The sequence below is a fragment of the Streptomyces aureoversilis genome (assembly GCF_042657885.1).
Lineage (GTDB): Bacteria > Actinomycetota > Actinomycetes > Streptomycetales > Streptomycetaceae > Streptomyces > Streptomyces aureoversilis.
Genome location: NZ_JBHSKJ010000005.1, coordinates 79,458 through 96,233, shown reverse-complemented (window position 1 = coordinate 96,233; position 16,776 = coordinate 79,458). Strand labels below are relative to the sequence as shown.

The window sequence follows — 16,776 nt, the reverse complement described above, 5'->3', positions numbered from 1 at the left end:
ACCCAAGCTTGAGCTTGTATCGTGGCGGCGTGACGCTAGATGACCTGAAGGTGTTCGTCATGGTGTGCGAGGCCCGCAACCTCAGTGCCGTGGCCCGCGAGATGAACTGCAGTCAGTCGGCCGTCAGCCAGCACGTGCGGCGCCTGGAGAAGGAGGTCGGGCTGTCACTGATGGAGCGTCAGCCGCGGGGCGTGGTGCCCACGGCGGCGGGCCGGATCCTCCAGCGGGCCGCCTCGGACGGGCTCACCGCCCTCGGCGAGGGCCTGCGGACGCTGGAGGAGCTGCGCACCGGCCACGGCGGCGGCGTCGTCATCGCCACCGGCGCCACCACCATCCGCCACCTCATGGGCGCGGCCATCGAGGAGTACAGCAGGCGGTTCCCGGACGTGGGGCTGGAGTTCCACACCGAGCGCTCCAGCCACCGCTGCATCGACGCCCTGCGGTCGGGGGCGGTGGACCTGGCCTGGGTGACGGTCTCCGAGGACGCCCAGGGCGTCGAACTGCGCCCGGTCATCAGCCTGGAGTGGGTGCTGGCCGTCCACCCCGGCGACCCGCTCGCGGCCGAGAGCGCGCTCGGCGCGGCGGACCTCGCCCGTACGCGCCTCATCCGGCCGCCCGCCGGGACGAGCTCCGGCCGCCGGGTGGAGGACGTGCTAGGCCCCGGCGGCCTCTCCCCGCGCTCCACCACCCGCGCCACGGACTGGGACACCGCGCTGCTGCTGGCCGAGCTGGGCCTGGGGCACGCCCTGATACCGGCCATGCCGGGGCTGGTCAGCCCGTCCGGCGCGGCCCGGCTGATACCCGTCACCGGCATCCCGTCACTCGACGTGGGCTGGGCCGCCCGGCAGTGGTCGGCCCTCGCGCCCGCCGCCCAGGAGTTCGCGGCCACCGTCACCCGGCACGTCGCGGGCGGCTGACCGCCGCTCCGTCCGGTCCAGGCCGCACAGCGCCGCGTACGACGCCTGGACGAAGGGCGCCGCCGGGGCCGGTGCGGCATTGGCCAGTGCCACGAGGGCGGCGCCGCGGCCGGGCAGGAAGCCGGCGAAGGCGGTGCAGCCGCGCGTGCCCCCGGAGTGGTGCAGCAGCGGGCCGCCGGGCCGCACCCGCAGGTTCCACAGGAGGCAGATGCGGTGGCCCGTGCGCGGCAGCGCCAGCCGGGGGCGCTGCACTTCCGTGAGCGCCACCCGGAGGCTCGGCGGGGCGGCGGCCTCCGGCGCGAGCAGCGCCGTCATGCACCGCAGCAGGTCCCGCGCGCTGGAGCGCAGGGCGCCCGCGGCGGGCATGCCGGGGATGAGCCAGGGCGGCCGGGGCCTGCCGTGCCAGTGCCCGAGGACCTGGGGGCGGGTGGGGTCGCAGTCGGTGTCGGCCAGGCCGAGTGGTTGCAGGACACGCTCGCCGAGCAGCGCCGGATAGTCGTCGGGCCCGCCGCCGGCCGCGCGGGCCAGGGCGAGGCCGAGCAGGGCCGCGCCGTAGTTGGAGTAGCGCACGTGGGTGCCGGGGCGGTGGTGCAGCCGGGTGCGGGGGAGCGCGGCCAGCAGGTCGTCCGTGGTGAAGGCGGCGTACGGGTTGCGGAACCAGCCCGTACGCACCGAGCGGGCGAACAGGCCCGGCGGCAGGCGCGGCAGGCCCGCGGTGTGCGTGGCGAGGTGGAGGAGGGTGACGGCCGGGCCCGGGTCGCGCCGGGCGCCGGGCGGCAGGTAGCGGTCGAGGGGGTCGTCGTAGCGGACCTCGCCGCGGGCGGCGAGCTCGGCGAGCAGCAGCGCGGTGAACGTCTTGGTGAGCGAGCCGGCCTCGAAGCGGGTGTCCTCCCCGGCCGGCCCGCTGCACACCACGATGCGCTCGTCGCCGCGCACGGCGGCGACGGCGACGGCGCTCGCGCCCCGTGCCGTGTCGGGCAGGGGCAGGAGCAGGGCGTTCAGCGGGATGCCGGGAACACTCTCGCTGTCATGGACGGTCTGCTGCAGGGACGGGGTCACTGCTCTCGCGCCGCCCTGGCCAGGGCGATGGAGCCCGCCACGGCGGCCACGACGGTGGTGTGCTGGTGTTCCTTGAACTTGCGGGCCGGGTCGTCGTCGACCGGGTCGCCGTCGCAGGGCACCAGGCCGTCCTCGTGCTGCAGGGCGGCCATCGCCTCCCAGTCGTCCGGATTGCAGTAGGGCTCGGACAAGGAGGCGCCCACGATGAGGAGTTCCGCCACGAGGTCCCACTGCTGGACCTCGCGCCAGATGTCGATCCACACCGGCAGCCAGGTGCGGACGTACGAGGTGAGGGGGGCCGGCAGACCCTCGGGCCGGCCTCCCCAGTCGGTGAGGTGGAAGACCGTGTGGGTCATCGCGTAGGCGGTGATCCAGTTGATCGCCCACGGTTCGGGGGTGGCGCCCAGCCAGGTGGTGCGGGCGAGTGCCCCGAAGTCCTCGCCGTGGTCGAGCCCGGCGATGCGGGCGGCGTTGGCCACGGCCAGGCGGCGGTTGGGCAGCAGCTCGACGTTGTGCACCGAGCGCAGCCGCGCGCGGTGGGCCAGCAGCCGGTCCAGCTCCGCGTGGCGGTAGCCGCAGCGCACGAAGTGGGCGTACATCTCCAGCGGGTCGGTCATCAGGGTGTGCCGCAGCTGGCGTTCGTAGAGCATGTCGCCCTTGCGCAGCTGCATCCAGGTGAAGTCCATCAGGCTCTGTGCGGCGGCGAGCCGGCCGGGACCGGCCATGCCGTCGCGCAGGATGATGGAGGCGGCGAGGGTGCTCTCGCCCAGGGGTTTGTAGACGCCGTCGGGGTCGGTGAGCTCCTCGGTGGTGCCGGGCGGCAGGGCGCCGAGCGCGCGGTGGGCGTGCAGCCAGGACAGCGCGCGGTCGGCCATGGCGCGGGCGGCCGTCGCAACGGGGGCGGAAATCGTCATGCCGGCGCCTCCGGGGGCGGCTGGGGGGCGTTGTCGGAGTCCGCGCGGCTCCCGGTGCGGGTGCCGTCGCCCAGCAGGTGGGCGGCGACCGCCAGGTCGAGCGCCGTGCGCGGGCTCGCACCGCCGAGCAGGCGCACGTGGTCGAGGACGGGTTCGGGCTCCAGGGGCAGGGCGATGCCGTCGTGCCGCAGCAGGGCGAGCCAGCGCAACAGGCGGACGGCGGTGGGGAAGTCGCGGCGCAGCACGGACCGGGTCAGCCCGCGGCCCAGCGGGAGGGCGGCGCCGCGGGCGGCGTCCCGTACGGGCCCGTCCAGGCAGGGGGTGGCGAGGGGCGCGAGCTGGGCCATGCGGACGGACCAGCGCTGCCAGTCGGTGGTGTCGGTGAGGTCGTCGCCGGCCTCTGGCGGGACGGTGGCCACGGGGTGGCCGCCGGCGTAGCCGCGTGTACGGGCCAGGAGTTGAGCGGTCGCCCAGTCGCGCCAGGCTGCGGTGCGTTCGTCGGTGCGGGCGGAGGGGCCGCTGCCCGGCACCGGGAAGGTCTCGAACGAGCGGGCGACGGCGGCCGCGTCGGCGGCGTGGAAGGGAACGCCCGTCAGGACGTGGGGGGTGAAGGTGTCGGCTCCGATCACCCGGACGGCGGCCAGGGCCGCGAGTGCGTCGGGCGAGCTGCTGTCGAGGTGCGGGGCGACGAGCGCTGCGCCCCCCGCGCCCCGGAGGGCACGGAGGACGCGGGACGCGAGTTCGTCGGCCGCCGCGGCGTAGGCCGCACGGGAACTCACTTGCCCTTCGGCTCCTTCGGCTCCTTGGGCGACAGCAGGAGGAGGGCGAGCAGGAAGCCTGCGGCCTCCGGCGCGGGCAGTGGAGCCCCGCTGACGGCCGCTTCGGGCTCCACCATCAGGGAGCCGATCGCGGCCGTTCCGGCCGGATTGGCAAGGGGTCGGAGGGTTTCTTGGGCGAGCATTGCGCCTCCTTGAGGAGATGCGGTCGGGATTGTCATCACTTAATAAGTGATGTCTGAAAAATCAGGCTAAGCATGACTTTTGGGTTCCGCAGCTCGGGACACGCCGGGGCCCGCGGCGAGCCGTCCGTTGGGGCGCATGGCGGAGGGGAAGGGCACTCACGGGGGAATCGGGGGCGCCAAGGAGAAATGAGGGGCGCCAGGAAGGGATCAAGGGCGCCAGGGTGAAGCCGAGGGCGCGCGCAGGGGAGCCGGGGCGGAGCCTGGGGGAGTGGTGAGAAAGAAGGGAAAAGTGGGGGATGCGACGGGTGATTCTCCGAAATTTCCACCATTCGGGTGAACTGCGAAGGCTGGGGTGTGGCGGGGTACCTGGTGCGGCATGGTCTGAAAATAAGCTGGCACGCCACCCGGGCGGGGCCCTTGGGATGGGAGTCTTCGATGACCACCTCCGAGTCGGTGTGGACCTGTCCGTTCCGTCACGATGAGGCCCTGGAGTTCGACCCCTTCCTGGCCCGGCTGCGCAGCGAGCCGCCGATCACCCGCATCCCGATGCCCCGGGGGGACGGCGCGGGCGATGCCGCGGAGGACGGGCCGGGGGGTTCCGCGGCGCCCGGAGCCGGCGGCCCGTCCTCCGGCGCCGCCTGGCTCGTGACGGGCCACCGGCACGTCCGCGCGGTCACCGCCGACCCCCGCTTCAGCCGCGCCGCCCTGATCGGCCGCGGCCTGCCGCCCGTCACGCCCGATCTCGTCGACCACGCCGAGTCGATCAACCTCATGGACCCGCCGGCCCACAGCCGCCTGCGCGGCCTCATGGCCGGCGCCTTCGGCGACCGCCGGGTCGAGGAGCTGCGCCCGCGCACCCGGCGCACGGTGGAGGGCCTGCTCGACGCCATGGCCGACCACGGCTCCCCGGCCGACGTCTCCGACTGGCTGGCCGCCCCCCTCCCGCTCAACACGGTCTTCGAGCTGCTCGACGTCCCCGGGCCGGACCGTGCCCCGCTGCGCCGCTGGGCCACGGCGATGATGTCCCCCGGCACCCCCGACTGCGCGGCGGCCGCCGAAGGGAAGGCCGGACTCCGCGCGTATTTCGCCGAGTTGACCGCCGCGCGCCGCCGTCACCCCGGCAGCGACCTGCTCAGCGCCCTGGCCGCGGTGCGCGAGGACGGCGAGTTCCTGGACGCCCGCGAGGTCGCGGTGATGGGCATGCTCCTGCTCGTCACCGGCCACAACACCAGCGCCCACCAGATCAGCAACATCATCTACACCCTGCTCACCCACCCGGAGCAGCTGGCCCGCCTGCGGGCCCGTCCCGAGCTGCTTCCGGCCGCCATCGAGGAGCTCCTGCGCTTCATCCCGTACCGGCAGGGGGTGGGCATCCCCCGCCAGGCCACGGAGGACGTGGAGCTGGACGGCGTCACCATCCGCGCGGGCGAGACCGTCCACGTCTCGTACCTCGCCGCCAACCGCGACGAGCTCGTCTACGACCGCCCCGACGACCTGGACCTCGAGCGGCAGGACGCCCCTGCCCACCTCACCTTCGGCCACGGCACGCACCACTGCCTCGGGGCCCCGCTGGCGCGCATGGAGCTCCAGGTCGCCATCGGCACGCTGCTCACCCGTTTTCCCGACCTGCGCCTGGCCGTTCCGGCGGAGGAGGTGCGGTGGAACACCGGATCGATCTGGCGGTTCCCCCTCGCCTTGCCCGTCGCCTGGTAGAGCGGCCGGCGCGGCGCACCGACGGGGCGCCCGGCCCACCGCCCGCGCAGGGCGGCGGAACCGGCGCCCGGTAAGTCCACCGGTCAGTCCCCTGGACCGGTAAGTCCCTGGTAAGGAGGCAGTCATGGCTACGCTCTGCCGACCGGCCATCGCCGTACCCGAGCACGTCATCACCATGGAGGAGACCCTGCAGCTGGCTCGGACGCTGCACGCCGACCACCCACAGCTGCCGCTGGCCCTGCGGCTCATCGGCAACACCGGAGTTCAGACCCGGCACATCCTCCAGCCCATCGAGGACACCCTCAAGCACCCCGGCCTCACCTGGCGCAACAACCTCTACGAGACCGAGGCCAAGGCCCGGGTCCCCGCAGTCGTCCGGCGGGCCCTGGAGCACGCCGAACTCACGCCGCGCGACATCGACTTGATCGTCTACGTCTCGTGCACCGGCTTCATGATGCCGTCCATGACCGCCTGGCTCATCAACACCATGGACTTCCCGGTCACCACCAGACAGCTGCCCATCGCCCAGCTCGGCTGTGCCGCGGGCGGCGCCGCCATCAACCGCGCGCACGACTTCTGCACCGCCTACCCCGGCGCCAACGCCCTCATCGTGGCCTGCGAGTTCTGCTCGCTGCTCTACCAGCCCACCGACCTCGGCGTCGGCAACCTCCTGTCCAACGGCCTCTTCGGCGACGCCCTCGCCGCGGCCGTGGTGCGCGGGGAGGGCGGCGAAGGCGTGCGCCTGGAGCGCAACGGCTCCCACCTGGTGCCGGACACCGAGGACTGGATCTCCTACGCGGTCCGCGACACCGGCTTCCACTTCCTGCTCGACAAGCGGGTCCCGGGCACGATGGCCATGCTCGCCCCCGCCATGCGCGACATGGCCGAGCCCCACGACTGGAACGTCTCCGAGCTCGACTTCTACATCGTCCACGCGGGCGGGCCGAGGATCCTCGACGACCTGTGCAAGTACCTCGACCTCGCGCCCGAGTGGTTCCGCTACAGCAGGGCCACGCTCACCGAGCGGGGCAACATCGCCAGCGCCGTCATCTTCGACGCACTGGAGCGCCTGTGGGCCGACGGCGGGGTGGCGCACGACGCCCGGGGTGTCATCGCCGGCTTCGGCCCCGGCATCACCGCCGAGATCTCGCTGGGCACGTGGAGCAGAGCGGCGGGCGGCGGCGAGAGGGAGGGGCAGGCGCCGGGCCGCTCGATGCCGCAGCCCGCGTAACGGGCGCCCGGTCGGGTCGAACGGGCCGGCCGAGCCGGTTGGCCGAACCAGTCGGCCGAGCCGGTCGGTCAGGCCGGTTGGTGCCGGCCCCGCCCCCGTCGCCGGTCGCCCGTCAGAGGTCGAATTCCGCCGGGTTGATGCCCAGCGCGAAGCACGCCTCGCGGACGACGGCCTGCTCGGTCTTGTCGAAGTCGCCGTCGGCGCCGCCGATGACGATGCCGATCTGAACGACCGCACGGGCCTCGGTCGGCTTCTTCTGCACCTTGCCGATGGTCTGCATCACGCTGACCTTGCCGAAGTCGAAGTCGGCCGTGAGCTTCTGGCAGTAGTCGTTGAAGCGGGCCTGCAGGTCGTCGGCGGGGAAGTTCTGCAGCACCTCGTTGGTGGCGATCAGCGAGGCGACGCGCTGCCGCTCCGAGGCGTCGATCGAGCCGTCGGCGGCCGCAACCAGGGCGCACATGGCCATGCTCGCGTCACGGAACGCGCCGCTCTTCAGCTCGTTCTTCTTCGCCACCAGCTGACCCTGCATCGTCGTCGCGGAGTCCTTGAGCCGGTCCCAGAGCGCCATTTGCCGTTTCTCCTCATACATAACGGGGGTGTGTGGGGAGAACGGGGGAGAGGGGTACGGAAGTTCCCAAAGTGACACATCAGCGAGAGAAGTGGCGCGAAAGGTTCGTTGCGAAGGAGGGAGGCTCGCTACGACGAAGCGAGGTTCGTTACGAAGAAGCGAGGCTCGTTACGAAGAAGCGAGCGGATCCAGGTGCAGCGGCTGCACCTTGCCCTCCATCATCGCGCCGAGCCCGAGCACCGCGCAGACGTCCGGCTGGTCGGCGATGCGCACGGTCATCCCCGTCGCATCGGCGATCATCCGGTCCAGGCCCGGCAGCACCGCGCTGCCGCCCGCGAGCATCACCCCGCGGTCGACGAGGTCCGCCACGAGGTCGGGCGGGCAGGAGCGCAGCACGCGGCCGATCGCGTCCAGCACGGCCGTGAGCGGCGTGTGCATCACCTCGCGGACGTCGGCCGTGCTCACCATGACCGTACGGGACAGGCCGGTCGCCACGTCCCGGCCGCGGACCTCCGCGCTCTCCTCCATGGGGTCCGCGGCGAGTGCGAGGTGCAGCGGGTGCAGCCCCTGCGTGGGCAGCATCAGCTCGTGGCGGCTGCGCAGGTGCTCGACGACCGCGTAGTCCATGGCGTCCCCGCCGACCAGCACCTTCTCCGCCGCCACGATCGCGCCCAGCGACAGCACGGCGACCTGGGTGGAGGCCGCCCCGCAGACCACGATCATCGTCGCCTCGGGCAGCTCGACGGGCTGCCCGCAGCCCACGGCGGCGGCGATCAGCGTGTCGACCAGCTCCACGCGCCGCGTCCCCAGCCCCATCAGGGTCTCGACGGCCGCGCGGCGGGCGAGCGGATCCGCGTCGTGCGGGATGCAGACCGCGGCGCGCAGCATCGGCTTGCGCCGCCAGGCGCGGCGCACCTTGTCGCTGACGAGGTTGCGGAGCATCCGCTGCGCCATCTCGACGTCGACGACGGTGCCGCCGGAGACCGGGCGGACGACGCTGATGTGGGCCGGGGTGCGGCCCGCCATGCCCTCGGCGAGCGTGCCGACCGCGATCAGCGAGCCGGTCCTGGTGTTGACCGCGGCGATCGACGGCTCGTCCACGATCAGGCCGCTGTCGCGGAGGTAGACCCGGGTGCGGGCCGCCCCGAGGTCCACGGCGACGGTGCAGCGCCGCAGCTGCTCAAGACTGAAGGACGTCATGGCAGGGCCTCCCCTGGAGCGGCGGTCGGGATACGGGGGAGGGCCGCCGCCGCCGGGCGTCCCTGGGCTCATCGTGCGCGGCTGGACGGGAAACCGCCCGCCCGGGTGGGCCGGACGGGGGACGGAGTGGCCCGCATGGCCGATACCGGGTTGACGGACTGTCAGGACAGGGGGTGTCGGGACAGAGGGTGTCAGGACCGGGGACTCAGGACCGGGGTGTCAGGACAGGGCTGCTTCCGCGGCGGCCGGCTGCGGTCCCTTCGCATCGGCGTAGCACTCCACGATCGCCGTCGTGAACGGGAACAGCACCGGCGTCTCCCCGAAGACGACGTGCGCGGCGCGGCGCGAGGCGGTGCGGATGGCCTCGGCGGCCACGGCCGCCTCGGCCTCGGGGCAGTGCACGATGACCTCGTCGTGCTGGAAGAACACGAGCTCGGCGCGGAGCCCCGCGAGCTCCTGGCGCAGGGCCGCGAGCATCGCCAGGGCCCAGTCGGCGGCGCTTCCCTGCACCACGAAGTTCCGCGTGAAACGGCCGCGGGCCCGGCCGGCCGGGGTGCTGCCGTAGCCGGGCGCGGGCTCCTCTCCCTCGGAGGCCTGGGGGAGGCCGGCCTCGTCGGGCAGGGCCGTGGAGGCCGGCGGGCACGTACGCCCGAGCCACGTCCGTACGAGGCGGCCCTCCTCGCCCGCGCGCGCCGCGTCGTCCACGAGGGCGACGGCCGCGGGGAAGCGGCGGCGCAGGTCCGCGAGGTGCTTCAGGCCGTCGCCGGAGGTCTGCCCGTAGACGGCGCCGAGCATCGCCATCTTGGCCCGCTCGCGGTCACCGGCGAAGGCCCGGTCGGACAGGGCCGCGTACAGATCGCGCTCGCCGCTCGCCGCCTCCATCAGCCCCGGGTCGCGGGAGACGGCGGCGAGGATGCGCGGCTCCATCTGATCGGCGTCCGCGACCACCAGCCGCCACCCGGGGTCGGCGACGACGGCCCGGCGCACGACGCGCGGGATCTGCAGCGCGCCCCCGCCGTTGGTCGTCCAGCGGCCCGAGACGGAACCGCTCGGCACGTACTCGGCGCGGAAACGGCCCTCGCGCACCCACGTCTGCAGCCAGGACCGGCCGTGGGCCGTGTGCAGCCGGTAGAGCTTCTTGTACTGCAGCAGGGGCTCGACGGCGGGGTGGTCGAGCGCCTTGAGCTCCCACGCGCGCGTGGAGGACAGGGAGATGCCCTGGCGCGCGAAGGCCCGGGTGATGTCCGCGGGCAGATCCGGCCGCACGCGCACGCCCTCTTCACCGAACGCGGCGGACACGGCCTCCGCCAGCTCGGCCAGCCGCCGGGGCTCCAGCCCGCCCGGGAAGTGCTCCCCGAGCAGCTCGTCCAGCAGGGCGCGGTGGACGTCGGCGCGCCACGGCAGGCCGGCGCGGTGCATCTCGGCGGCGACCAGGGTGCCCGCGGACTCCAGGGCGAGGAGGAGCAGCATCCGCCCGCGGTGCCCGGCGGCCCCCGCCCGGGCGATCTGCGCGGCGTGGACCTCGACCAGCGCGTCCAGCGGATCCGTGCCGGGCGGCAGCGGCACGGGCCCCGGCTCGAACAGCGACGGCTGCCCGCCGGCTGCCCGCGGCGGCGGATCGGCGGGCACGGGCAGGCCGCGCAGCCGCGCCCACGCGGCGGCGAGCGACCGGGGCTGCCCCGACTGGCCCTCCTCGTGCCCCACGAGCAGGCTCTCGGCCGCCTCCACGTCGTAACACCGCTCGACGCGCAGCCCGGCCGCCAGCAGCTGCGGGTAATGGTGCGCGGTGGACCGCCACACCCACCGCTCCACGTGCGGATGCGACCGCACGGCCTCCGCCAGGCTGCCCGCGGACGCGACCGGCCCGACCGGCGCCCCCGCAAGGTCGACGGCGCGGAGACGGACACCCCCGTCGCCCGTCTCCGCCACCGCCAACCTCACGCGAACGATCCTGCCAGGGGGGTCTGACAATCGCCCTGACCTGCGGGCTTGCGCGTGCCGGGCTACGTTGGGGACATGACTGGAACCTGGCAGGTGGCAGCGGACGTGGAGGGCCGCCCGACCCGGCGGGACTGCGCCCACCTGAACGAGGCGGCCGCGGAGGTCACCCCCAGCACGACGGAAGGCTGCGAGGACTGCCTGCGCACGGGCGGCACCTGGGTGCACCTGCGCGAGTGCCTCGTCTGCGGCCACGTCGCCTGCTGCGACAGCTCCCCGAACCGCCACGCGAGCGCCCACGCCCGCACGGAGCCGGGCCACGACCTCGCCCGGTCCTTCGAACCGGGCGAGGACTGGGCATGGTGCTACGCCGACCAGCTGCTGCTGGTACCGGGCTGACGGGCGTCATTTCCCCCAGGTGCTACGGGAGTTGACCTCGCGGACTTTGGCGCGCAGCGCGTCGTTGTCGTGGGCGGGGTGCGGTTTGGCTGCACAGGTGCAGGCGAGCAACGGGGTGGTCGGCCGGAGGTCGATCCCGTGCGCGGTCGCCCAGACGTAGACACCGCAGTGGGGGCGGAGGGGCTCGGGGGTACGGGGCGCAGGGAGTGCGGGGGGTGATGGGGGCGTCGCCGGAGGCGGCGCCGCGCCTGTCGCCGGCTCAAGTGCGGACGGCGGCGTGCCGGCGCCCGCACGTCGGTTGAAAAGTGCCCTCACGCGCCGGAACCACCCGGCGATAAGGTCATGCATGTCGACGCTCCCTTTAAGCGTTGGCCACGCCCCGGGGCCGTTCGCGCGGCCGCCGGGGCTTTGTGCACCCCTGAACGTAGGCCGCGGTATGGAGCAGAGTGGAGCAGTGCAGCGCTATCCACACTTACGTGTTGTGGGGTGCTGCGCTAAGTTGACGCCCATGGCAGAGGAGCAGGGAGCCCCGCCCGTGGACCCGACGAGGGTCGCCTACGTCTACATGCAGGTCGCAGACCACGTCGCCGCCCAGATCGAGGCAGGGACCCTGCGTCCGGGAGCCCGCCTGGCGGGTGAGAGGGATCTGGCCGAGCAGTACGGCGTGGCCATCGGAACGGTCCGCCGAGCCATCCAAGAGCTACGAGACCGCGGACTCCTGGTCACCCTGCCCGCCAAGGGCACCTTCGTGCCGGAGCAGCTCTCGGCGGACGACGCGGACCTGGGCGACGTCTGATTGCTGAACTCCGCCCGCTGCCAAGGACCCTGTGCGTACAGTCCTGATCGTGATGGAGTTCGACCCCAAGTTCCCCAAGTGGACACAGATCGCCGACGTGATCCGGAAGCGCATCACCAGCGGCGAGTACCCGCTCGACCACCTCATTTCCGAGGTGAAGCTGGAGCAGGAATTCGGCGTTGCGCGAATAACGGTGCGCAAAGTCATGGCGGGGCTTCGTAAGGACGGGCTTATCGTCACCAGCCAAGGCATGGGGTCATTTGTGATCGCCTGCCCGGTGGAGCCGACAAGGGCGAGTGCGCACCCAAGCGCCCCGGCCGTGCGGCAGGTGACAGTGCTCGGGAGGGGCAAGTGCCCGACCTGCGGCGCACGGATGCCGGACCGCCCTCGGTATTGATGCCTCAGGCTGACCGGAACTCTGCCCTCAGTCGCAGAAACGGCGGTCTCGGCACGTGAAGGCAAACCGCCCCGTCACCCCTTCGGGGAATGGGCGCCCGAAGCGTCCCGTGCTGTCCTGAGAGGGGACCGTTCCGTTCCCTCTCGGGAGGCACCGCATGAGAATCGCCCCGATCGTCGCCGCCCTGGCCGTCCCGGCCGCCGTGCTGTTCACGGCCGGCAGCGCGTCGGCCGTGACGCCGCACGTCGTCCAGCAGACGTTCCAGGACAATGCCGATGTCGCCGCCACCCACACCATCCTCTGCCCGCCGGGCGAGCACGCCACCGGCGGTGGGGCGTCGATCAGTGACCCGCGGCGGAATTACATCTCCGGGTCGCACCCCACCCCGACCGCCAATGGCTGGACCGTGACCACCGCCCCCATCAACGCCAACCACGACCCCCGCTTCACCACGGTCCACGCCGTGTGCACCTGACGGCCTCAGGACTTGCGGGCGACCGCCGTCTGGGCCATGCCCGGGAGGAAGTCCGTGAACAGTTCGTGGATTTCGAGGACGAGCGGGCGGAGGACGCGGAAGCGGGCCAGGGAGATGCCGCGCGTCGTCAGGCGGGCGCCGCGGTCGGCGAGGCGGCGGGTGCGTTCGCGGTCGGGGGAGCGGTCGAAGACCCAGTAGAGGACGAGGCCCATCTGGGAGAGCCACATCAGCTCGGGGAGGACGTCGGCGAGCTCGGCCGGGACCTTGGTCCTGGCGCCGGCGAGGACCTCGCGGTGGACGTCGATGGCGGCTTCCCGCGCGTGTTCGGACTCGGCGGAGAAGGGGCTCAGCGGGGAGTCGGGGTCGGCGGCGTTCTTGAAGAACTGGGCCGCGAACTCGTGGTACGGCGTGGCGATGTCCAGCCAGGACTGCAGGACGCCGGAGAGCCGCGCCTCCAGGTCGGTCTCCCGGTCCAGCACCTCGCGGACCGCCGCCTGGTGCTCGGCGGCGATCCGGTCGTAGAAGCCCTGGATCAGGTGTTCCTTGCCGGCGAAGTAGTAGTACGCGTTGCCGACGGAGACGCCGGCCTCCTTGGCGATGGCCCGCATGGTGGTCTTGTCGTAGCCGTTCTCCTGGAAGAGCCGCATCGCGGTTTCCAGGATCAGGGTGCGGGTCTGCTCGCTCTTCGCAGGCCGGGGCTCGTTCTCTGCTGGCACGGTTCAGAGCCTAAGGGGTCCTCTTGAAGCGGAACTGGGTGGTGGTGTCCCGGGAGGGCCTGATGAACAGTCCGTCGCGGGCGCCCTCGCCGGCGATCGAGAGTTCGAACGTCTCGCCGAGGGTGAGCCGGATCCGCTGGTGGCCGAGCTTGGGCTTCTTCTCCAGGTGCCAGGTACCGTCGCCGGTGTACCGCCTGGTGGGCTGCTCGTCGTCGTCCTCGGAGAAGGCGGTGGGCACGCCCACGGCGGTGAGGGTCCCGTCCTCGCGGAGGGTCAGCCGCGCCCCTTGGCCGGCGCGCCAGGAGCCGACGAGCTCGCCGGGTTCCGCCGAGCCGGCGGGCGGGCTCAGGAGGACGACCAGGGCGGCCGGCGCGGCCACGGTGCCGAAGGCGACGAGGCCGACGATCCGCGCGGGGCGGCCGGTGCGGGGGCGGGGGCTACGCGGGGGCACTGCCGGGCTCACAGGCGCTGCCGCAGGCCGGGGCCTGGGCTACGTGGGCCCACCCGCTCGTGCCGGGCGCGGGCCGGGCCTGCCAGTACGCCCCGCGGTACCTGGACGCGGCCAGGAGCGCGTTGCGGGCGAAGCGGAGGCCGGACGGGGTGCTCATGCGGTGGGAGAGCGGGCGGTACTCGCCCAGGGCCCACAGGCAGACGACCCACGCGGCGGCCCCGCGGTAGACCTGCCCGGCGTCGCCGACGACGGTGATCTCCTCGTACGTGGCTGCGTGGTCGAGCTCCGGGAAGCGGCGCCGGGCCTCGTCCGACCCGAGGGGCACCAGGTCGAGCGGTACGAGCTGACGCTGCCTCACGAGCCAGCTGCGCACGAACGTGCAGAGGGGGCACTGTGCGTCGTAGAGCACGGTGAGCCGGCGGACCGGGACGCTCCGGGCGTCCCGGTCGGCGGCGGTGGCCGTGTTGGCCGCCGTGACGGTCGCCATCGGGCTCAGCGCCCGCCGGCCGGCGCGGTCCACGGGCCCTGCTGACCCGCCCACCCCTGCGGCGCGACGGGCGGGAGCTGCTCCCGTTCCATGATTCCGCGGCGGCGGAACTTGTTGAGGGCGTAGACGTTGCCGAGGTGCATGACGCCGAGCACGAGCAGGACGACGCCGAGCTTCTGCGACAGCGCCTCGAAGACCCCGCGGGCGTCGGTGACGGTCGCGTCGTCCTGCAGGTACAGGGCGATGAACCCGAGGTTCACCAGGTAGAAGCCGACCACCAGCAGGTGGTTCACGGCCTCCGCGAGCTTTTCGTTGCCGTGCAGGACGTCGGCGAGGAAGACCCGCCCGTTGCGGCTGAGCGTGCGCGCGACCCAGACCGTGAGGCCAAGGCTGAGCAGCAGGTAGATGACGTAAGCGACGACTGTGAGATCCGCGTCCCCAGCCCTTCTTGAACGTGTTCAAAAGCTCTGATGATCGTGACTGTAGACCTGTTTTTGAACGCGTTCAAGCCGGGCTTCGGTCTCTGTTCACGCCGATTGCGCCCCGGGCGCGCTCGCGTAGTCGCCCAGGGACGGGGTGAGCAGGTCGAAGACGTGCGAGGCCTCCTCGGCCACGATGCCGGCGATCCGGTCGGTGGAGCGGCCCGCCAGCGTGAGCTCCTGGATGCGCTCGAAGAGCAGTCGCTGCGCGGCCGCGAGGAGGGCGGCGGCGGCCCGGGGTGCGATTCCCCCGCCGCCCTGGCCCCCGTTCCGGCCCCCGCTCCCGGCGAGGACCTCGGCGAGGGCCTCCTCGCGCTGGTCGTGCAGTTCGCGCAGGCGGGCCGTGAGGGTGGGGCTTTCGGCGATCATGTGCGCGAACTCGTAACCGGCGAAGCCCGCGACGGGGCTGCGGTCCTCCACGGCCGCCAGGAAGTACCGCCGCAGTGCGGCGAGGGCCGATTCACCCCCGGCCCGGTCCGCGACGACGCCGGCCAGACTCGCGGCGAACTCCTCGTGGTGGTCGAGGGCCAGGTCCTCCTTGCGCGGGAAGTAGTTGGTGACCGTCTTCTTCGCGACCCGGGCCGCTGCGGCGATCTCGGCGATCGTCGTCTGCTCGAAGCCCTGCGCGAGGAAGAGCCGGGTGGCGTGGTCGGAGATCAGCTGCCTGGTCTCCTGCTTCTTGGACTCGCGGAGTCCCATCGTCTCGGCGCTCATGGGGCAATCTTAGCCCCGACGTAAAAATGCCCTTGGTGAACGCAGAAGTGCGGGCTCTGCGGCTCAGCGTCAGGCATATCGTCACACTTGCCTCCTTGTTGTGTGAAATGTTCGCCTGTTCGGCGTAACGGGAGGAGGCGTGGGTATCCCGGGGCTCACGGTGCAGTTGCGTTGCATCTGCCGCACCGATGGACAGCAGTCGCCGGGAGGGGGCCGGGCAGTGGGGTTCGCGGTTCTGCCGGACAGCGAGGCGGGCCCGGCTGCGGCCCGCGTGCAGCGCCTCCGGGCGTGCCGGGCGATCGACCACGCCTCGGGACGGCCCCGGCTGCCGGGCAGTCGGCCGGACGAAAGGTCGCCGGCGGCCCTTCGCGCGACCGCCTCACACGACCACGGGAGACCGCTGTGAACCTCACCCTTCGCCGGGACGTGTCCGCCACGGACACCGAGGACGGCATGGTGCTGCTCGACGAGCAGTCCGGGAGCTACTGGCAGCTCAACAGCACTGCCGCGCTCATCCTGCGCACCCTGCTCGACGGCACCCCGGAGCGGGCGGCGCAGTTGCTCACCGAGCGGTATCCGGCCGTCTCCGCGGAGCGGGCCGCCACCGACGTGGCGGCCCTCATCGACTCCCTCTCCACGGCCCGCCTGGTGGTGACCGGAGGATGAGGCACTGATCGAAGGCGTGTTGCGCCGGCCGACGCCGCAGGGCCGGCCGGGCCCCCAAGCCCGACCGGCCCCGATCCCCGTGAGCCCGCCGGCCCACGCTGAAGCTGTCCGTCGCCGGCCCGGCGTCTACCAGCTGGACTTCCGCACCCCCGGCAGGTGCCCGGCGTGGGCCTCCTTGCGCAGGTTCACGCGCGACAGGCCGAACGCGCGGAAGTAGCCGCGCGGCCGGCCGTCGCCGGAGTCGCGGTTGCGCAGGCGCGTCGCGCTCGCGTCCCGCGGCTGGCTCCGCAGTTCGCGCTCGGCCGCCAGCCGTTCCTCCTCCGGCGTTCGCGGGTTGCGGATGACGGCCTTGAGGAGGGCCCGGCGCGCCGCGTAGCGGGCGACCGTCAGCCGCCGCTGCTCGTTCTTCGCGATCTTGCTCTTCTTGGCCATCAGACCTTCCCCCCGCGGGCCCGGATGCGGGCCACGGCCGCTTCGACGCCGATCGTGTCGACGGTCTTGATCCCCTTCGCGCTCAGCCGCAGCCGTACGTGCCGGCCTTCGGAGGGGAGCCAGTAGCGCTTGCTCTGGATGTTGGGGTCGAACCGCCGTGACGTGCGGCGGTGGGAGTGGGAGATGGTCTTGCCGAATCCGGGCTTGCGGCCGGTCAGCTGGCAGTGCGCCGACAAGGGTCAGACCTCCTGGGAGGGCTCTGG

At 72.9% G+C, this 16,776-nt stretch carries 22 protein-coding genes; 8 read left to right on the top strand and 14 right to left on the bottom strand.

Features of this window, described 5'->3' with window-relative positions; genetic code table 11:
- The first annotated feature begins 29 nt into the window (after nucleotides 1–29).
- Complete coding sequence (locus tag ACFPP6_RS10480) at nucleotides 30–917, top strand: LysR family transcriptional regulator (protein ID WP_382039422.1); 888 nt, start codon at nucleotides 30–32, stop codon at nucleotides 915–917.
- On the opposite strand, the gene ACFPP6_RS10475 is transcribed toward ACFPP6_RS10480, so the two are convergent.
- The 4 genes from ACFPP6_RS10475 to ACFPP6_RS10460 are packed head-to-tail and all read right to left on the bottom strand — an operon-like array spanning nucleotide 819 to nucleotide 3,851.
- Nucleotides 819–1,976 (bottom strand): serine hydrolase domain-containing protein, encoded by a 1,158-nt coding sequence (locus tag ACFPP6_RS10475; protein ID WP_382039419.1) that lies wholly within the window; start codon nucleotides 1,974–1,976, stop codon nucleotides 819–821. The genes ACFPP6_RS10480 and ACFPP6_RS10475 overlap by 99 nt on opposite strands.
- Nucleotides 1,973–2,890 carry a DUF6895 family protein gene (locus ACFPP6_RS10470; RefSeq protein WP_382039416.1) on the bottom strand — a complete coding sequence of 306 codons (918 nt, stop codon included), beginning with the start codon at nucleotides 2,888–2,890 and terminating at the stop codon, nucleotides 1,973–1,975. The genes ACFPP6_RS10475 and ACFPP6_RS10470 overlap by 4 nt, the downstream gene beginning before the upstream one ends.
- Nucleotides 2,887–3,669 carry a hypothetical protein gene (locus ACFPP6_RS10465; RefSeq protein WP_382039414.1) on the bottom strand — a complete coding sequence of 261 codons (783 nt, stop codon included), beginning with the start codon at nucleotides 3,667–3,669 and terminating at the stop codon, nucleotides 2,887–2,889. Before ACFPP6_RS10465 ends, ACFPP6_RS10470 begins: the two co-directional genes overlap by 4 nt.
- Complete coding sequence (locus ACFPP6_RS10460; protein ID WP_058045576.1) at nucleotides 3,666–3,851, bottom strand: hypothetical protein; 186 nt, start codon at nucleotides 3,849–3,851, stop codon at nucleotides 3,666–3,668. Before ACFPP6_RS10460 ends, ACFPP6_RS10465 begins: the two co-directional genes overlap by 4 nt.
- A gap of 435 nt (nucleotides 3,852–4,286) precedes the next feature.
- Here ACFPP6_RS10460 and ACFPP6_RS10455 point away from each other — a divergent pair, with 435 nt between their 5' ends.
- Together ACFPP6_RS10455 and ACFPP6_RS10450 are read left to right on the top strand one after the other, a co-directional pair.
- The gene (locus tag ACFPP6_RS10455; protein ID WP_382039410.1) at nucleotides 4,287–5,564 is read left to right on the top strand and encodes a cytochrome P450; all 1,278 of its coding nucleotides are present in this window, start codon (nucleotides 4,287–4,289) and stop codon (nucleotides 5,562–5,564) included.
- Between the two features lie 124 nt (nucleotides 5,565–5,688).
- On the top strand, nucleotides 5,689–6,795 hold the full coding sequence (locus ACFPP6_RS10450; protein ID WP_382039407.1) for a type III polyketide synthase: 1,107 nt from the start codon (nucleotides 5,689–5,691) through the stop codon (nucleotides 6,793–6,795).
- Nucleotides 6,796–6,907: 112 nt separating this feature from the next.
- On the opposite strand, the gene ACFPP6_RS10445 is transcribed toward ACFPP6_RS10450, so the two are convergent.
- The 3 genes from ACFPP6_RS10445 to ACFPP6_RS10435 form a co-directional block, all read right to left on the bottom strand.
- Nucleotides 6,908–7,363: a tellurite resistance TerB family protein gene (locus ACFPP6_RS10445; RefSeq protein ID WP_058045579.1), complete on the bottom strand. Its 456-nt coding sequence runs from the start codon at nucleotides 7,361–7,363 to the stop codon at nucleotides 6,908–6,910.
- Nucleotides 7,364–7,531: 168 nt separating this feature from the next.
- Nucleotides 7,532–8,563 carry a rod shape-determining protein gene (locus tag ACFPP6_RS10440; protein WP_382039405.1) on the bottom strand — a complete coding sequence of 344 codons (1,032 nt, stop codon included), beginning with the start codon at nucleotides 8,561–8,563 and terminating at the stop codon, nucleotides 7,532–7,534.
- A 219-nt stretch (nucleotides 8,564–8,782) separates the two neighbouring features.
- Nucleotides 8,783–10,504: a bifunctional 3'-5' exonuclease/DNA polymerase gene (locus tag ACFPP6_RS10435; RefSeq protein ID WP_382039403.1), complete on the bottom strand. Its 1,722-nt coding sequence runs from the start codon at nucleotides 10,502–10,504 to the stop codon at nucleotides 8,783–8,785.
- Nucleotides 10,505–10,579: 75 nt separating this feature from the next.
- Between ACFPP6_RS10435 and ACFPP6_RS10430 the strand changes: the two genes are divergently transcribed.
- From ACFPP6_RS10430 to ACFPP6_RS10415, 4 genes are all read left to right on the top strand, one after another.
- On the top strand, nucleotides 10,580–10,900 hold the full coding sequence (locus ACFPP6_RS10430; RefSeq protein ID WP_382039400.1) for a UBP-type zinc finger domain-containing protein: 321 nt from the start codon (nucleotides 10,580–10,582) through the stop codon (nucleotides 10,898–10,900).
- Between the two features lie 508 nt (nucleotides 10,901–11,408).
- Nucleotides 11,409–11,696: a winged helix-turn-helix domain-containing protein gene (locus ACFPP6_RS10425; protein WP_382039397.1), complete on the top strand. Its 288-nt coding sequence runs from the start codon at nucleotides 11,409–11,411 to the stop codon at nucleotides 11,694–11,696.
- A gap of 52 nt (nucleotides 11,697–11,748) precedes the next feature.
- A complete protein-coding gene (locus ACFPP6_RS10420; protein WP_382040125.1) occupies nucleotides 11,749–12,093 on the top strand; it encodes a GntR family transcriptional regulator in 345 nt (114 codons plus the stop codon).
- A 157-nt stretch (nucleotides 12,094–12,250) separates the two neighbouring features.
- Nucleotides 12,251–12,568 carry a hypothetical protein gene (locus ACFPP6_RS10415; RefSeq protein ID WP_382039394.1) on the top strand — a complete coding sequence of 106 codons (318 nt, stop codon included), beginning with the start codon at nucleotides 12,251–12,253 and terminating at the stop codon, nucleotides 12,566–12,568.
- A gap of 5 nt (nucleotides 12,569–12,573) precedes the next feature.
- Here ACFPP6_RS10415 and ACFPP6_RS10410 read toward each other — a convergent pair whose 3' ends face one another.
- The 5 genes from ACFPP6_RS10410 to ACFPP6_RS10390 form a co-directional block, all read right to left on the bottom strand.
- Complete coding sequence (locus ACFPP6_RS10410) at nucleotides 12,574–13,284, bottom strand: TetR/AcrR family transcriptional regulator (protein ID WP_382039392.1); 711 nt, start codon at nucleotides 13,282–13,284, stop codon at nucleotides 12,574–12,576.
- A gap of 10 nt (nucleotides 13,285–13,294) precedes the next feature.
- Nucleotides 13,295–13,735: a hypothetical protein gene (locus ACFPP6_RS10405; RefSeq protein WP_382039389.1), complete on the bottom strand. Its 441-nt coding sequence runs from the start codon at nucleotides 13,733–13,735 to the stop codon at nucleotides 13,295–13,297.
- Nucleotides 13,722–14,222: a thiol-disulfide oxidoreductase DCC family protein gene (locus ACFPP6_RS10400; protein ID WP_382039386.1), complete on the bottom strand. Its 501-nt coding sequence runs from the start codon at nucleotides 14,220–14,222 to the stop codon at nucleotides 13,722–13,724. The genes ACFPP6_RS10405 and ACFPP6_RS10400 overlap by 14 nt, the downstream gene beginning before the upstream one ends.
- A 5-nt stretch (nucleotides 14,223–14,227) precedes the next feature.
- Nucleotides 14,228–14,629 (bottom strand): hypothetical protein, encoded by a 402-nt coding sequence (locus ACFPP6_RS10395; protein ID WP_382040122.1) that lies wholly within the window; start codon nucleotides 14,627–14,629, stop codon nucleotides 14,228–14,230.
- 120 nt (nucleotides 14,630–14,749) lie between these two features.
- A complete protein-coding gene (locus tag ACFPP6_RS10390; RefSeq protein WP_382039384.1) occupies nucleotides 14,750–15,415 on the bottom strand; it encodes a TetR/AcrR family transcriptional regulator in 666 nt (221 codons plus the stop codon).
- Nucleotides 15,416–15,817: 402 nt separating this feature from the next.
- Here ACFPP6_RS10390 and ACFPP6_RS10385 point away from each other — a divergent pair, with 402 nt between their 5' ends.
- Nucleotides 15,818–16,081 carry a lasso peptide biosynthesis PqqD family chaperone gene (locus ACFPP6_RS10385; protein ID WP_382039381.1) on the top strand — a complete coding sequence of 88 codons (264 nt, stop codon included), beginning with the start codon at nucleotides 15,818–15,820 and terminating at the stop codon, nucleotides 16,079–16,081.
- A 126-nt stretch (nucleotides 16,082–16,207) separates the two neighbouring features.
- Here the strand turns inward: ACFPP6_RS10385 and rpsN are convergent, their stop codons facing one another.
- On the bottom strand, nucleotides 16,208–16,513 hold the full coding sequence (rpsN, locus tag ACFPP6_RS10380) for a 30S ribosomal protein S14 (RefSeq protein WP_382039379.1): 306 nt from the start codon (nucleotides 16,511–16,513) through the stop codon (nucleotides 16,208–16,210).
- Entirely contained in the window at nucleotides 16,513–16,749 is a 237-nt protein-coding gene (gene rpmB / locus ACFPP6_RS10375; protein ID WP_058045595.1) for a 50S ribosomal protein L28, read from the bottom strand. The genes rpsN and rpmB overlap by 1 nt, the downstream gene beginning before the upstream one ends.
- Nucleotides 16,750–16,776 lie beyond the last annotated feature (27 nt).

Coding starts and splice junctions, on each gene's coding strand:
- ACFPP6_RS10470 (WP_382039416.1), bottom strand. CDS start 2,890: ATGACGATTTCCGCCCCCGTTGCGACGGCCGCCCGCGCCATGGCCGAC.
- ACFPP6_RS10460 (WP_058045576.1), bottom strand. CDS start 3,851: ATGCTCGCCCAAGAAACCCTCCGACCCCTTGCCAATCCGGCCGGAACG.
- ACFPP6_RS10455 (WP_382039410.1), top strand. CDS start 4,287: ATGACCACCTCCGAGTCGGTGTGGACCTGTCCGTTCCGTCACGATGAG.
- ACFPP6_RS10450 (WP_382039407.1), top strand. CDS start 5,689: ATGGCTACGCTCTGCCGACCGGCCATCGCCGTACCCGAGCACGTCATC.
- ACFPP6_RS10445 (WP_058045579.1), bottom strand. CDS start 7,363: ATGGCGCTCTGGGACCGGCTCAAGGACTCCGCGACGACGATGCAGGGT.
- ACFPP6_RS10440 (WP_382039405.1), bottom strand. CDS start 8,563: ATGACGTCCTTCAGTCTTGAGCAGCTGCGGCGCTGCACCGTCGCCGTG.
- ACFPP6_RS10430 (WP_382039400.1), top strand. CDS start 10,580: ATGACTGGAACCTGGCAGGTGGCAGCGGACGTGGAGGGCCGCCCGACC.
- ACFPP6_RS10425 (WP_382039397.1), top strand. CDS start 11,409: ATGGCAGAGGAGCAGGGAGCCCCGCCCGTGGACCCGACGAGGGTCGCC.
- ACFPP6_RS10420 (WP_382040125.1), top strand. CDS start 11,749: ATGGAGTTCGACCCCAAGTTCCCCAAGTGGACACAGATCGCCGACGTG.
- ACFPP6_RS10415 (WP_382039394.1), top strand. CDS start 12,251: ATGAGAATCGCCCCGATCGTCGCCGCCCTGGCCGTCCCGGCCGCCGTG.
- ACFPP6_RS10400 (WP_382039386.1), bottom strand. CDS start 14,222: ATGGCGACCGTCACGGCGGCCAACACGGCCACCGCCGCCGACCGGGAC.
- ACFPP6_RS10390 (WP_382039384.1), bottom strand. CDS start 15,415: ATGAGCGCCGAGACGATGGGACTCCGCGAGTCCAAGAAGCAGGAGACC.
- rpsN (WP_382039379.1), bottom strand. CDS start 16,513: ATGGCCAAGAAGAGCAAGATCGCGAAGAACGAGCAGCGGCGGCTGACG.